The following is a 14,335-nucleotide window of genomic DNA, read 5'->3' on the forward strand; positions in this document are numbered from 1 at the left end:
TTCTAGAGGAGCCAGTCGAAGAGCAGGGTGACGCCGAGGACCGCCGCGAGGACGAGCACCACGACTGCCAAAGCGTGGAAGGCGAGGTTCAGCAGGCGCGCCTTGCCCGGAGGCGACGGCTCCGGGGGGTACCAAGGGGACGGTGTGGATGGGGTGGGCCGGGTGGACTGGACCGACCCGCCGGTCGGGAAGGCCTGGCTGCCCGGCGCCGGGACGCTGGGCGGATACACGGTGGCGGGCGGTGGGGACGGCAATCCGAGGCTGGTCGGAGGAGGAGGCGTCCCCCCGGTGGGCCCCAGCGTCGGCTTCGCAGCTGGTAGTTTCGGGCGCCCCGACGGCGTCGTCGGCTGTGTGCCGCCCATCCGGTACCGGCCGCGCAAGTCCACAGACCCCGTCACATTCGATGCTGACTTAGATGCCACCGCCGGAGGCTCCGCCGCACGCGACGCCCCGGAAGCCCTCGCCGGGGTGCCGGTCAGCGACCCCACCCGGATCGACCCCGTCACGTTCGACGAGTCGGTCCGGGTGCCGGACGCGGTACGGCTCGGCGCGCCCGGACGCCCGGTGGATGCCCGGCCGTCGAGCGCGGCCAACAGCTCCTCGGGCGTGCAGCGTTCCTCGGCGACACGAGCGTTGAGGCTGAGGAACAGGGAGGCTGACAATGGTGTCGAGCCGGTCCTCTTCTCCAGCACACCGTGGGCCACCATCGGGTCTCCGCGCTCCCTGGTCAGACAGCGCACGGTGAGCACCGCCAGCTTGTAGCGGTCGCTGAGCACGGTCAGCGGGGGCTTCCGCGCCTCAGAGAACAGCGGGTCCTCCCAGCCGTTCGACTGGATCCACTTGCGGGTGCCGATGCCGCAGGTGTCCATGTCGATGACGAAGACGGCGCCGGTGCCCTGTTCCCAGAAGACATTGCTGTAGGACCAGTCCCCGTACACGATCTCGTGCCGGGCGAAGAGGTCACCGATGGCCAGCAGCGACCGTACGGCCTGTTCCCGGACCGCGCAGTCAGCCGGCCGGATGCCGCGCTTGGCGCACTTGGCGTCAGTGGCCACCAGCCAGTCGAGGGGCAGTGGCACGGGGTCCTGCAACTCGCCCTTGATGTTCCGCAGCCGGGCGGAGAACCGGTCCGGCGCCTTGGCCATGACGATGCCCTGTACATTACCGCCGTCGACGATCCGGGCGACGGGCCAGGAGACGGCGGCGATCAGCGTCCGGTCCGCCGGAGACATCGAGGCGGGCAGCTGGATCAGGTTCCCCAACGCGCTCGGCGCCGTCCCTGGCACGGGTGTTCTGTAGAGCTTGGCGAGCCAGCCTGGGTGCCCGGCGATCTCGTACACCTGCCTCGACTCGCCGTCGTCCGTGGACAGTACCCGCCCTGCTGGCACGTCCGACAGGGCCACCTGCGGCCGGAACGGGCTGGCCGCCGACGTCATCACCGCTGCCTTCCCTTGGCTGCGGTGCCCGGGGTGTCCGCGCACCAGACGACGACGGCGGTACGGTCGTCCTGCAATTGCGCCTGCTCGAAGCCCACATCGAGCAGGAAGGCACCCACCGGTGGCGGCTGCCGCCAGCGTTCGGCGAACCACTGCTCGGCGTCCAGCCCGAGTGCGAACGCGTCCGCGACACCGTCCGTGGTAAGGCCCATCACCTCGCCAGGCCTCATCTCCACCACCCCGTACGGGAGATGGTCCACATCATGCGGCAGGAAGTGCGCGACGGCGCTAGGGTCCAAGCCACCCTTCTCGTCACCGATCAGCCGCTCCCAGCGCCTGTGAACCAGCCGCCAGGCGCTGACGTCGCCGATAGCTCCGAGCCAGCAGCGGCGGACGCCGTCAGCGTCCGGCTGGGCCGGGATCACCGCCGCCAGCGCGACCGCCCGTACATCGTCGGCGGTCCAGCCGCGCTGATCAGCGACTCCGTACATCTGGCGGGCGGCCGCCAGGAAGACCCCCCGGACATCGATCTCTTGCAACGGGACTCCCCGGTCGAGCAGTTCGCGGAGCGTGTTGACCAAGGCGATGACGGCAGCGCCGGCCCCGAGGTCAGAGTGCTTGCTGTCGGACATGCCGTCGGCGACCGCGACGACCAGGTGGCGCCCCGCGCTGTCCTGCCCGATCCGGTACGCGTCCTGCCGGGGGATCCCCCGGCTGCGGTGGGACGGGCCGCTCACCGAGGCGGCCCGCAGCTGCAACCCGCCGAGGACAGCCTCGTCAGCGGTGATCGCGGCGGCGGACGGCGCGGACGGCAGCAGCCACGGGGCTGTCGCGGCAGCCGAGGGCTTCCGCAGGACAGGGAACCGGCCGGGCTCGTCCGGACATCCCACGGCAGGTGGTTTCTGGCGTTCCTGCGGGTCGTACCGTTCGGTCTGCACGCCGGTGTTCAGCGGGCGGCGGTCCGACGGCTGCCGGACAGTCACCGGGGCGGTGGGCACGCCGTACGGCGTCGGTGCCTGAGCATGCGTCGATGCCTGAGGTCCGACTCCCCTGGGTGGCTGTTCCCCGGCGGTCGGCTCGATCTCGGCGGAGGAGGTCTCCACGGGCTGCACCTGGACCTTCGGATTGGCTACGCCCTCGGCCTCGGGGCAGGAAGGGTCGCTGCGGTTCCGGCGCTTCAGGCGACCCGCGGTGGGCAAGGGCTCGGTGGGACGGCCCTCGGACTCAAGCCCGGGGAGGTTGGCCACGGCGAGGAACCCCGCCAGCAGGACGGCCACAAAGGCCATCGTGGTGAACAGGAATCTCACCAGCAGCCCGGCGACCGTGCAGATCAACACGAGGAGCGTGCCAATCAGCACCGTCAGCCCGAGGATGACCAACCGCCGGCGTCGCAGGACGGCGGGCGGGGACTTCCGGTGTGAGGAGGGCGCCGGTCCGGCCGCGTCGCCCTCTCGCCGCGCCTGTGGCGGCTCGGCGTCGGCCGTCCGGCGGAGGCGCTTCATGTCCGTTTTCCGTCCTTACGGGGTCGCCGGTTGGAGCCCACCGGAGTGGTGCCGACGACGTTCGACGATCCACCGCCGGTATCCGCTTGCTGGGTGAGTGGCGCGGCGGGACCGGGCGCCGAGGCCGGAGTGTCGGGAGGCGGGGTCTGGGCGGCGGGGCCTTGAGCCGCCGGGCCCCGAATGGCTGGGGTCTGGGCGGCTGGTCCGTGCGGTGCGTCTGCAGCAGGTGCCACTGGCGTTTCCCTCGGCGCCGGCGCGGGAGCGGCGGGGGTCCCTGGCGGCGGCTGCTCGAAGCTGCGGACCCGGGGTCTGGGCGGCACGGGGTTCAGCGTGGGGCCCAGCACCACGCCCGCCACCACCTGCGCCTGCGGAACGGATGGTGACGGCACGGCCGGGTAATTCGTGGCGGAGGAAGTGGGAGAGTAGGGCAACGAGGGAGCGGCGGAAGGCATGGGGGACGGCGAGAACGCCCCCGGCATCAACTGTGCGGGCGGCGCCGTCTGCTGCAGCGCCGCACTCGGCTCCGGGCCGAGCAACGGGGCCGGGCTGTGCATGTCCTGCCACATCTGTTGCGCCTCGGCCGGCTGGATCAGCTTCGCCTCGATCAGGTCCCGCAGCGTCTTGATCTTACGTTCCGCGGCCACGTCCTGCCGCTGGCCGAGATCCAGCATGATCTCCCGCAGTTTGCCCGGGTCCTGGGCAATGAGGTGGATCAGGATGCCGCCGTCGCCCTGGGCGGCCTGCCGGATCGCGTTCTCCCGGTCGGCCTGCAGAACCTGCTCCAGTTGCTGCCTCGTGCGATCGGTCTGGTGCTCGACCTGGAGCAGCCTCTGCCTCTCCGCCGCCTGTCGCAGCGCCCGCAGGTGGTCAGTGGCCTCCTGATCCAGGGAGAGTCCCACGGTCAGCGCGGAGACCGTCAGTCCCTCCGGCAGAGAGTGGCAGCCGGCGCAGAAACTGGACCGGACGAACGCGTCGAAGTCGGCCAGCCGGTCGATGGGGTAGAGGCCGGCATGCGGCCACAGCAGGTTGCGTATCGCGAGGGCAACGGTCGCATCGCCGTCGGCGACCGTGCTGATGTTGCGCCGCACCACCTCGCTGGGCGCGGTGACCGTCCAGGTGGTGTCCAGGGACGCTTGGAAGCAGTAGCCGCCGGTACCGCTCGGCAGCACCTCCATCCACGATGACCGGTGATCGCTGGTGTCGACCTCGTACCGGTAGCGGTACTTGAAGGAGCCCATCGCCGAGGGCAGCCGGGGGAGTTCGACCACCGTCCCGTCATCGGTGGTGAATACCAGGGCCTGGCTGGGCAGGGGCGGCGTGCCACGGTTGCCCATGGTCACGGCGAAGGGGCCGCCGACGAGCAGCGACGGGTCGACGCCCTGCGAGTACGGAGCCCGTTGAGGCCAGCCGGACTGCTGATCGTTCATCGGAGATTCCCTCCGAGGTGGTTCAGCACTTCCTGTCCGGCCAGCGGGGCACCGCGGCCCTCGCCCGCCGCGACCCACGTGTCGGCCTGCTTGCGGATGATCCGCTGAGTCCGTAGGTCGGCGGCCGCCACGGCGAGCAACCGGCCGAGCGCGGCGCGCGCCGCCGGGTCGGGCTCGGCGAGCCGCGCCCACTCGGCCAGCACTTCGTGGGCGGCCTCGTACACCTGGTTCGAGTTGACCGTCCGCATCCACAGCAGGGCCACCTCCTGGCGGCGGATGTCGTCGCGGTCGGCGGCGGCCAGCAGCATCGGCCACACCCGGGGACTGCGACCGTCGGGCACGGGGTGGCCGCCGGGCCGGTGCGGGCCGCCGGGCCGGTGCGGGCCGACCGGCCGGCCCCGGGCCGCCGACTTACCGGCCCCGCCGAGAGGTCCGCCCCGGCCCCCCGCCATACCGGCCGCGTCGGCCCGACCCCCCCGACGTTCCACCAGGTCGGCCGCCGCGTAGAGGAACGCGATCTCGCCGACCGTCGATCGACGCGGGCCGTAGCTGCCGGAGCAGCACCACTGGTCGATGAGGTCGAGCGCGTCGCGGTAGTAACGGCCCTGCTCCAGGGCCATGTACTCGGTCAGACTGCGGCACACCGCGTCGACGATGTCGTCCCGGTCGGTGTCCGCGAGGTCGTGCAACAGGGACCAGGCTGCTTCGGTCCCATCAAGTTCGAAGATCACCCGCCACGCCCGTGCGGCGGTAGCACGCAGCCGGGTGTTGGTCTCGAAGCTCCAGCTGCGTACCAGGGCGTGGGCGGCCAGCGCGTGCCCGGACTCCATCGCGGCCACCCGAACCGCGACCGCGGCGGCGTCCCGCAGTTCGGGCCGGTCGCTGGCCGCCCACGGACGCAAGATGCGCGCTCTGATGGTCTCGAAGGACTGCTTGGCGAGCGTCCCCGCCGCGACCGCCGCCCGCACCCGGAGCGTCTGCGAATCGTTCACCGCGCAGTCTCTCAGCCAGTCGGGGAGGACCAGTCTGATCCGGTCGTACTCGGTCCACACATGTTCCAGTACGTGGACGGATACGCCCTGGTCCCGGTAGCGGACCACCTGGCCACGGGCGCCTCCGTAACGGGTGGCGACCTCCGAGGTAACCAGTGTCGCCTGGATGGCGGCCAGCCTGCCGCTTGTGCTGCCGGTCAGCGACGCGCCGCGGGCCCGGTCGGGGTGTTCTGCGGTCTCCTTGACCTGAAGCCGCTCCTCCAGATCGTGGGATCGCGCCGCGACGGACGCGTAGGCCTCGCCGCCGAAGATCGCCACGCCAACCGCCAGGCACTGCCGGGCCAGGTCGCCGAGGTTCTCGAACCACACGGCGAGCGACTCCCCGTCACGCAGGGCGAGTCGGGCCCTCACCTTCGCTGTGACCTCGTCGTCGGACCCGGTCTCGGCCTCCTCGGCCAGCAGCCGCCCCAGCTCCGCGGCCCGCGCGGCGGGTGCTCCCGCCAGCAACTCCTGCAGCAGGGATCCCACATCGGCGCGGGCCATCAGCTGTTTGATCCGCTGGCCAGCCCCAATGCCGAGCCGCCACTTCACCTGCGCGGTGACGATCTCCGGGCCGGCCGGCCGCCGGGCAGTCTCGAGCAGGTGGCTCTGCGCCCCGGGGTCCACGCGTGTCGCGGACTGCTCGATAGTCACGATCAACCGGCAGTCCTGTGAGCGCAGTTCGTGCTCCAGCCGACTCAGCTCGAAGCTGGTGAGCGCGCCGCCGTTCGGGAGGTCAGCAAGTACGTAGCCAGCACCCCGCTGGAGATCGGCCCGGCCGAGCCGGCTCACGTCGGTATCGGGGTCCAACAGATAGAGGGTCTGGTGCCCGGCGTTGAGCAACAGGTCCCTGGCGAGTGCGTATTTGCCGCAGCCGAGCGGGCCGCGCAGCAGTACGACCGACCGCTGGGCGGCGCTCCGGTTCAGCGTGGCCCAGTCCGGCGGACGGACAAACGCCTCCCGGGTCTCGTGGAGTTCCTCGATGGAAAGCCGGTACATACGGATCGCGGCAGGTCCGGCGACCATGTTGTAGATGTTGCCGCCGACCACCTGCCCGACTTGGAGGCCGTTGATGGCGTCGCGCTCAGCGCCCAGCCGCTCGTCGGCGGCACCCGAGTGGCCAGCCAGCCCGGCCAGCGTGGAGAGCAACCCGGGGGCCTCGGCAGGCGGGAAGTTGGGATCAGACGATGCTTGCGCGGGCGCCGGTGTCGCGTTGGCGGCGGGGTCGACCATCACTGACCTCCTCCGCCGCGGCCGGGCATCCGAATGGTGAGGCCGCCCTTGACGTACTGGTCGCCGTGGACGAACTGGCCGACGTCGCCGACCGTGAGACCGCCAGAGGTGCCCGTTTTGCCGCCGGGGACGCCCGCCGCACCGCCGGAAGGGGCCGGGCTCGCCAGTGCGGGCTCGGGCGGATCGGGCGGCTCCGCCCGCCGCATTGGCGGGATGCCCGGCGGCACGTCGTAGCCGGGCACCCTGATCCACGCGCTCGCGCCCCTGATCTCCTTGGCGTCGAACGGGACTTCGCGGAACGCCTCACGCTCGGCCTCCGCCGTCCCGTGGCAGACCACACGCCGGTACCAGTCCTCGGTGACGGCCAGCGCCAGCCCGGCACGGCGAGCCTGCGCCAGTGTGGTGCGTAGCGGTTCGATGTCGAGCAGCCGACAGGCCGTGTTGAGCTCCTCCCCGACCCAACCGCGCCCGTCCCAGCCGACATCGCCGGAGTGCAGGACGACCCTGATCCGCAGCGCGCCCAGGGCGTTGCTCGTGGCGGCGTGATCGCGCAGCGCGTTGTTCAGCAGGGCGACGAAGGGCCCGGTGAGATCGAGCTTGTCGACATCACCGGGCAGTAGTTGGAAGAAGCCGTCGCCGCGGTCCGCCGGGTCAGGCACCGTGGACCTGTCGATCCCGGCGTCGTCGAGTGCCGTCTCCACCAGCGAGTACAGGTGCTTGCGCAGCAGGAAAGCGGCGGAATTGTCGCGTGTGCCGAACTTCTCCACGTCGACGGCGACGATTGCGTAGTGCTGTGCCTTGACCCTCATCGAGCTTGTCCCTCCACGGAGCGGGAGGCCCCCTTGGCCGGTTTTGGACCCGCTTCATACAAGACCCGACAGCAGTCGGCGCACAGCGTCATTTGGCGCACAAAGGACGGAAAAGTGATCCGCGCACTCCGGCGAGGGGGCGGCTGGCTCCCTCAGTGGGCGGTGTATGGGCGCACGGTGACGGTGAGTGACTGGCGAATGCGGGCGCGCGGGTGGTGGGTTTCCGGCTTCTCGGCGGGTACGCGCGAGCGCACGGAGCGCCTTCGGGCTTGCGCGGTGCGTTCACGTTGGAGTGGTTGGCGCCGTCGGTGAGCCGGGTGTCGTCGGCACGTCAAGCGTCAAGTCTCGGCGAGTTCACGCAGCCGCGCGAGGTCGAGGACGACGGTCCGGCCCCTGTACGTCTCCACCAGACCCTCGTCCTGCATCGTCCGCAAGCACCGCACCACCGACTCCCGCGAAGTAGCCGAAGCACCCGCCAGCTCCTGCTGATTCATGCGCACCGAGATGGCGCCGGGCGGGGTCTGCTCGGCGACCCCGTAGCGCCTAGCGAGCTCGACGAGCACCCGGGCCACCCGCACCCGGGCGGTATGCGCGCCGTGCCCGGCCCGCAGGATGTCGGAGTCGCGCAGCCGCGCCACCACGCTGCACAGCACAGAGGCCGACAGCTTGTCGTGCTCGCCCAGTAACCGGCGGAAGGTCTCCGCGGCCACCACGACGCCGTCGACCCGGACCATCGCAGTCACCGTGGCCGACCTCGGCGCCCCGTCGAGGCAGGAGAGCTCACCAACCAGTTCACCCGGGCCGCGTAGCGCCAGCAGGCTGGTGTAGCCATTGTCGGAGTCGGAGGTGACCTTGGTCAGGCCGTCGGTTATCAGAATGACGGAATCAGGATGGCCGCCCTGGCGGATCAGCACCTCGCCCCGCTCCCAGGCCCGCACCCGGCCTGCCGCGCGCAGCACGACCAACTCCTCGGGCCCGAAGGGCCCGGGTGGCCCGGATAATCCCGGCGGTAAACGGTCTTCGGCTGTCACGCGACCTCACCCTCCCCCGACGCTGTTCGAGCACATCGTAGAAATAAAACGGGCGCTGTGGGTCAATTGACGCAGAAGTCCCTCAATCCCTTCTGGCACCGTGCTAAGGGAGAGGTCGGGATGCTCGGGGACGGGCAGAGTAAGTGGTGTCGGGGGACTTGATGAGCAACGAAGCGGCCCTGAACGCGGACTGCGAGGCGGAGGTGCCTGACGGGGCCGGAGAGGGTACTGACGGGGCTGGGGAAGGGCCTGAGAGGGTGGGACGTGCCCAGGCTGTCGACACCGCGTGGCGGATCCACGCGTCCCTCGCCGACTGGACCAGCAAGGTGGACGGCAAGGCCGTCTTCGCGCTGAGCATCGAGTCGACGATGCTGGCTGCGACCGCGGCCCTCTCCAGCAATTCCCGCTCCCCTCTCGACGTCAGCACCACGCCAGGTATCTGGCTGCTCCGGACCGCGATGGTCATGCTGGCCGCCGCGGCCCTGTTGTGCATCGGGGTGGTCACCCCCCGGCTGCGGGGCGGTGGAATACGCCAGGACTGGCCCGACAACTTCACGTACTTCGGTCACCTGCGCCTGTGGGAACCGGACGCTCTCGCCGCCCGCCTCCGCGACGCCGACCCCCTCACCTCGCTGAGCCGCCAGATCGTCGCTATGTCCCAGATCGCCTGGCGCAAGTACGTCCTGGTCCGCCTCTCACTGCTGATCGCCGCCATCGGCGCGGCCTGCACGGTGCTCGCGGGACTGCTCGGGTAGCGCGGCGACCAGAAGAGCTCGGGTCTACTGAAGGTTTGGGTGACAGGTTCGATACCAAGCCTCAAACCCAAGAAATCCCGCCCAACTCTGTGAGCTGGACGGGATCTCATGATCCGTTGACGAGCGAACTCGTGAACGGCTTGCGGTGGACCTGTGGGGATTTGAACCCCAGACCCCCTCGATGCGAACGAGGTGCGCTACCAGACTGCGCCACAGGCCCTTGCAACGAGTGAAACTCTAGCATCCCGATCGAGGTGCTCGGAAATCCGTTCCGGGCTGGTCAGCCAGGTCCTCGCGAGCACCCGTCGACACGCCCGTCACTCGTTGGCCGCGCGCGGCCGTTCCCCGTCCTCGTACTGGTCGAACAGCGGCGTACGACCACGCTCACGGGCGCGCCGCGCGGACGCCGCGCGCCGGGCGTCACTGCGAGGATCGTCCGTGGCCTCGGCACTGTCGGCGTTGTCGGAGGGGTGCTCGTCCACCGGCTCCGCCTCGGGCGCGCTCGGCTCGGCCGCGCTGGACCGCGCGGAGCTCCACGCGTCCGGCGCCCCCAGATCGACGCTGGACGTCGCCCGGGGCGCGACCGGTGCGGTCACGTAGGTCGGCAGGGGAACCGGCACCGGGTCCCAGCTGTCGCCCTGGGCGGGACCGCACTGCCGCTCGCGCTGCTGGTCGACCCACTCGGCGTGGTCGGTCTGCTCGACGAGGGCGCGACGGTCGGCGGCGAGTGCCGAGAGGCCGGGATCGGTGTCGGACCCGGGCCTCTCCTCCGGTTCGTCCGCCCCGGGGTCGGCGGAGGGGCGTCGGCGAGGCTGCCGCTCCCGGAGCCGCTGCGCCGCGGCCTCGGCCCGGCGGCGGTCCATGGTGTAGGTGAAGCGGCGTCGCTCCTGGGCGCGCAGGTACACGATGTACGAGCTCAGCATCACGGCCGGTACGCCGGGCGCCCACAGGAAGGCGAGCCCTCCGACGGCCGCCACGACCGCGCCGAGTGTGAAGGCGAGGAAGATCAGAACCGTCGTACGCCGACGGCGCGCGAGGACCTTCGTACGCCGGGCCCGCGCCGCAGCTTCCGCCGAGACTGCCCGGCGCGCGCCCGGCGTGCGGTCCGCCGTGGACGGCGCGGCCTGCTGGGGCGCGGCCTTGGCGGAGGGCCTCGGCGCGGACACGGAAGCGCCCGACTGGTGCGGTACGAACCGGGCGGCGCCCGAGGTCTCGTGCGTGCCGCTCTCCCTGCCGGCCGCGCGGGCGGCCGGCTTCTGTTCCGCCTGGACCGGCTCCGGCACCTGAACCCGTTCCTGTACGTGCGGACGGTGCTGGACCGCCGGCTGGGGCCGGGCCGGAGGCACGGCGAAGGCCCGGACGTCCACCGAATCGGTGACGTCGTCCGGGTCGGCGCTGGGCTCCTCCTCCTCGGCGGAGCGCGCGCGCAGGTCCTTGGCGTATCGACGCTCCATCCCCGCCCGTCCGGACAGCAGCCGGATGGCGGTGCTGAAGCGTTCCGTCGGACGCGCTTCGTTCAGCTCGTCCTGCCTACGGAGCCACATCGGCACCAAGTAGGCGGCCCAGGCCCCGACGATGACTGCGTAGATCAGGCCGCTGCTGCTCACGCCTCACACGGTAGAGGGGTTTGTGTGAGGCCATCTGCCAATTGAGCCGGTGTGTCGCACGATCCGGCTGATATTTCGAGCTTTTTTTGTGACCGATGCGATCAGCGGGCTGCCGCGGGCGTGAATTTAATGCCCTGAGGCGATCGTCCGCCGATCATTTTCGAACACCTATTTCATTTCCCGGTGTTGCCGGGCTTGCCCGAGTTCTGCGAACCGGCCTGCTCCGATCCCACCTGGCCCGAACGGTTCGGCGCCGCACGCGTCCGGCGCCAGCGCGCGAGCAGCCCCTCGGGCACTTCCTCCGCGGTGAGCGCGAAGACGAGATGGTCCCGCCACGCACCGTCGATGTGGAGATAGCGCGGGCGCAGCCCTTCCTCGCGGAATCCGAGTTTTTCCACGACCCTGCGGCTGGGCCCGTTCTCGGGGCGAATACAGACCTCGATGCGGTGCAGTCCGACGGTACGGAAGCAGTGGTCGCTCGCCAGCGCCACGGCCGTCGGCATCACTCCGCGCCCCGCCACCGACTGGTCCACCCAGTAGCCGACGTGCCCGGAGCACATCGAGCCCCAGGTGATCCCGGCCACGGTCAGCTGACCGACCAGCCGCCCCTGGTACTCGATCACGAAGGGCAGCATCCGGCCCGCGTTGGCCTCGGCGCGCAGGTGGCGGACCATCTGCCGGTACGTCGGCCGGTGCGCGATCGGACCACTCGGGGTGGGCGGCGGAATGGTCGCCTCCCAGGGGCGCAGCCAGTCACGGTTGCGCCGGTTCACCTCACGCCAGGCCCGCTGGTCGCGCAGCCTTATCGGCCGGAGGACGACATCGCCGTCCACCAGCTCGACCGGCCAGGATGGGCTGTTCAGCTCGCACCCCCACTGACGCCGGGTCTTGGGTGGTCGCCGCCGCGGATCTGGTCGACGGCGTGGATCAGGAGGGGTTCCAGAACCGCCAGTCCGTCCTTCACCCCGCCGGTGGAGCCGGGCAGGTTGACGATCAGCGTCCCCGCGGCGACTCCGGCGAGCCCCCTGGAGAGCGCCGCCGTCGGCACCTTGTCCCTTCCGAACGCCCTGATGGCCTCCGGAATGCCCGGGATCTCGTGGTCGAGCACCCGCAGGGTCGCCTCGGGGGTTCGGTCCGTGGGCGAGATCCCCGTACCGCCGGTGGTCACGATGACGTCGTAGCCCGCCTCGACTCCGGCGCGCAGCGCCGCCTCCACGGGGTCCCCGTCGGGGACGACCCACGGCCCGTCGACCGCGAAGCCGAACTCCGCGAGGCCCTCGGCGATCAGAGGTCCGCCCTTGTCCTCGTAGACGCCGGCGGCGGCGCGGTTGGAGGCCGTGACCACCAGGGCGCTGTAGAGCGCCGGGAGAGCCCCGCCGATGACGGTGTCGGCGCTCATGCCCGGCTCCAGTGGCCCGACTTCCCGCCTGTCTTCTCTTCCACCCGTACGTCCGTGATGACCGCCCCCTTGTCGACAGCCTTGACCATGTCGATCACGGTGAGGGCCGCCACGCTGACCGCGGTGAGGGCCTCCATCTCGACGCCCGTGCGGTCGGTCGTCTTCACGGTGGCGAGGATCTCGACGGCGTCGTCCGCGACCGACAGATCAATCTTGACACCGGACACCGACAACGGGTGGCACAGCGGGATCAGGTCCGGGGTGCGCTTGGCTCCCATGATCCCCGCGATGCGCGCGGTGGCGAGGGCGTCGCCCTTGGGGACTCCCTCGCCGCGCAGCAGCTCCACGACGCGCGGCGAGACCAGGACACGGCCGCTCGCTCGCGCGGTGCGGGCGGTCACGTCCTTCCCGGACACGTCGACCATGCGGGCGGCGCCGACCTCGTCGATGTGCGTCAGTCGGTCCTGCACAGGGGGTCCGGAGGTCTCCCCCCGGGACGGAACAGTCATGTGCGTGGGCGCTCCCGGTCAGGGCCCTTCGCGGTGCGGCGCGTGGGCCTGGTGTGCGCGACACGTTACCGCCCGTCCGTCCGCCGCTACGCCTCCGCGAGGAGCTGTGCGCCCCTTGCGCGATCCGGGCGCCCGGTGGTGGGCGTCCTCCCCGCCCGGCCGCTCAGCCGAGCAGGACGACCTCGACCTCGGCGCCGGGCTCGACCGAGGTGTCCTCCTCGGGGACGACGATCAGCGCGTCGGCGTGCGCGAGGGCCGCGACCAGATGGGATCCGGCGCCGCCGACGGGCGTCACGGCGCCGTCCGCGTACGTTCCGCGCAGGAACTGCCGACGGCCCCTCGGAGAGGTCAGCGCCTTGTCCGCGGAAAGCGTCGCCCTGGTAGTGGGCCGGTGGACGTCCCGCAGTCCCATGAGGGTGCGGATCGCGGGGCGCACGAAGAGCTCGAAGGAGACGTACGACGACACGGGGTTGCCCGGGAGCGCGAGCAGCGGTGTGTGGTCGGGGCCGATGGAGCCGAAGCCCTGGGGCTTGCCGGGCTGCATGGCGAGGGTGCGGAAGTCGATGCCGCTGCCCGCCTCGTCCTCGTCGCCGACCGACGACAGCGCCTCCTTGACGACGTCGTAGGCGCCGACGCTCACTCCGCCGGTCGTGACCAGCAGGTCCGCGCGGACGAGCTGGTCCTCGATGGTCGAGCGCAGTGTCTCGGCGTCGTCCGCGACCGCGCCGACCCGGTAGGCGATGGCTCCCGCGTCGCGGGCGGCGGCGCACAGGGCGAAGCTGTTGGAGTCGTAGATCTGGCCGGTGCTCAACTCCTCGTCGGGCTGGACGAGTTCGCTGCCGGTGGAGAGGACGACCACGCGCGGGCGGGGGCGCACCCGTACGGTGCCGCGGCCGATCGCGGCGAGCAGGCCGATCTGCGGCGGGCCGAGGACGGTGCCCGCTTCGAGGGCACGGTCGCCCGCCTTCACATCGCTGCCCTTCGCGCGGACGTGCGCGCGTGCTTCCGCCTGACGGTGGACGTGCACCTGTCCGTAGGAGCCCTCGGGGGACGCGCTGTGCGCGCGCATCCTGGAGACCGGGCCCTCGCCCAGGCCTCCGTCCGTCCACTCGACGGGGACGACGGCTTCGGCGCCGGGCGGCAGCGGGGCGCCGGTCATGATGCGGGCGGCCTGGCCGGGGCCCACGTAGGGCTGCTCGGCCTGGCCGGCCGCGACATCGCCGACGACCGTCAGGACCGCCGGGAATTCCTCGCTCGCGCCCGCCACATCCGCGACCCGGACCGCGTACCCGTCCATCGAGCTGTTGTCGAACGGCGGCAGGGAGACCGGCACCGTGACGTCCTCGACCAGGACGCAGCCCTGGGCGTCGAGGAGTTGCAGCTCGATGGGTTCGAGGGGGCGGACGGTCGTGAGGATGTCCTCCAGGTGGTCGGCCACCGACCAGAGGTGATCCTGGCCGGTGGTGCGGGTCGCGGCGCTGCTCAAAGTCCCTACATCTCCTCGGCTACGTAACTGCGGAGCCAGGTCCGGAAGTCCGGGCCCAGGTCTTCACGTTCGCATGCGAGTCTGACAATGGCACGCAGGTAGTCGCCGCG

At 71.2% G+C, this 14,335-nt stretch carries 12 protein-coding genes, 1 tRNA gene and 1 pseudogene; 1 reads left to right on the forward strand and 13 read right to left on the reverse strand.

Annotated features, from left to right (window positions below; genetic code table 11):
• Window positions 1-2: 2 nt before the first annotated feature.
• The 6 genes from ACFYW8_RS32600 to ACFYW8_RS32625 all read right to left on the reverse strand — a co-directional run bounded on the left by ACFYW8_RS32600 (window position 3) and on the right by ACFYW8_RS32625 (window position 8,397).
• The gene (locus ACFYW8_RS32600; protein WP_389085630.1) at window positions 3-1,436 is read right to left on the reverse strand and encodes a hypothetical protein; all 1,434 of its coding nucleotides are present in this window, start codon (window positions 1,434-1,436) and stop codon (window positions 3-5) included.
• Window positions 1,436-2,938 (reverse strand): protein phosphatase 2C domain-containing protein, encoded by a 1,503-nt coding sequence (locus tag ACFYW8_RS32605; protein ID WP_389085635.1) that lies wholly within the window; start codon window positions 2,936-2,938, stop codon window positions 1,436-1,438. Before ACFYW8_RS32605 ends, ACFYW8_RS32600 begins: the two co-directional genes overlap by 1 nt.
• Window positions 2,935-4,365 carry a hypothetical protein gene (locus ACFYW8_RS32610; protein WP_389085639.1) on the reverse strand — a complete coding sequence of 477 codons (1,431 nt, stop codon included), beginning with the start codon at window positions 4,363-4,365 and terminating at the stop codon, window positions 2,935-2,937. Before ACFYW8_RS32610 ends, ACFYW8_RS32605 begins: the two co-directional genes overlap by 4 nt.
• A complete protein-coding gene (locus ACFYW8_RS32615) occupies window positions 4,362-6,629 on the reverse strand; it encodes a hypothetical protein (RefSeq protein ID WP_389085643.1) in 2,268 nt (755 codons plus the stop codon). Before ACFYW8_RS32615 ends, ACFYW8_RS32610 begins: the two co-directional genes overlap by 4 nt.
• Window positions 6,629-7,438, reverse strand: a complete 810-nt coding sequence (locus ACFYW8_RS32620; protein WP_389085647.1) for a hypothetical protein — start codon at window positions 7,436-7,438, stop codon at window positions 6,629-6,631. The genes ACFYW8_RS32615 and ACFYW8_RS32620 overlap by 1 nt, the downstream gene beginning before the upstream one ends.
• A gap of 338 nt (window positions 7,439-7,776) precedes the next feature.
• Window positions 7,777-8,397, reverse strand: a complete 621-nt coding sequence (locus tag ACFYW8_RS32625; protein WP_389085652.1) for a Crp/Fnr family transcriptional regulator — start codon at window positions 8,395-8,397, stop codon at window positions 7,777-7,779.
• A gap of 329 nt (window positions 8,398-8,726) precedes the next feature.
• Between ACFYW8_RS32625 and ACFYW8_RS32630 the strand changes: the two genes are divergently transcribed.
• Window positions 8,727-9,224, forward strand: a complete 498-nt coding sequence (locus ACFYW8_RS32630) for a Pycsar system effector family protein (RefSeq protein ID WP_389085657.1) — start codon at window positions 8,727-8,729, stop codon at window positions 9,222-9,224.
• Window positions 9,225-9,370: 146 nt separating this feature from the next.
• On the opposite strand, the gene ACFYW8_RS32635 is transcribed toward ACFYW8_RS32630, so the two are convergent.
• The 7 genes and pseudogenes from ACFYW8_RS32635 to ACFYW8_RS32665 all read right to left on the reverse strand — a co-directional run.
• Window positions 9,371-9,444, reverse strand: a tRNA-Ala gene (locus ACFYW8_RS32635).
• A gap of 97 nt (window positions 9,445-9,541) precedes the next feature.
• A complete protein-coding gene (glpR, locus tag ACFYW8_RS32640) occupies window positions 9,542-10,831 on the reverse strand; it encodes a gephyrin-like molybdotransferase receptor GlpR (protein ID WP_389085661.1) in 1,290 nt (429 codons plus the stop codon).
• Between the two features lie 173 nt (window positions 10,832-11,004).
• Window positions 11,005-11,667 carry a GNAT family protein gene (locus ACFYW8_RS32645; protein ID WP_365876694.1) on the reverse strand — a complete coding sequence of 221 codons (663 nt, stop codon included), beginning with the start codon at window positions 11,665-11,667 and terminating at the stop codon, window positions 11,005-11,007.
• Window positions 11,668-11,690: 23 nt separating this feature from the next.
• Window positions 11,691-12,230, reverse strand: coding sequence for a molybdenum cofactor biosynthesis protein B (locus ACFYW8_RS32650; RefSeq protein ID WP_389085665.1), 540 nt, complete (start codon window positions 12,228-12,230; stop codon window positions 11,691-11,693).
• The gene (gene moaC, locus ACFYW8_RS32655; protein WP_355857614.1) at window positions 12,227-12,739 is read right to left on the reverse strand and encodes a cyclic pyranopterin monophosphate synthase MoaC; all 513 of its coding nucleotides are present in this window, start codon (window positions 12,737-12,739) and stop codon (window positions 12,227-12,229) included. The genes ACFYW8_RS32650 and moaC overlap by 4 nt, the downstream gene beginning before the upstream one ends.
• A 163-nt stretch (window positions 12,740-12,902) precedes the next feature.
• A complete protein-coding gene (gene glp / locus ACFYW8_RS32660; protein ID WP_389085671.1) occupies window positions 12,903-14,225 on the reverse strand; it encodes a gephyrin-like molybdotransferase Glp in 1,323 nt (440 codons plus the stop codon).
• Window positions 14,226-14,230: 5 nt separating this feature from the next.
• Window positions 14,231-14,335: pseudogene (locus ACFYW8_RS32665) on the reverse strand (UTP--glucose-1-phosphate uridylyltransferase); the annotation flags it as partial.

Origin of the sequence: Streptomyces sp. NPDC002742, assembly GCF_042888885.1 — a bacterium.
Taxonomy (GTDB): Bacteria; Actinomycetota; Actinomycetes; order Streptomycetales; family Streptomycetaceae; genus Streptomyces.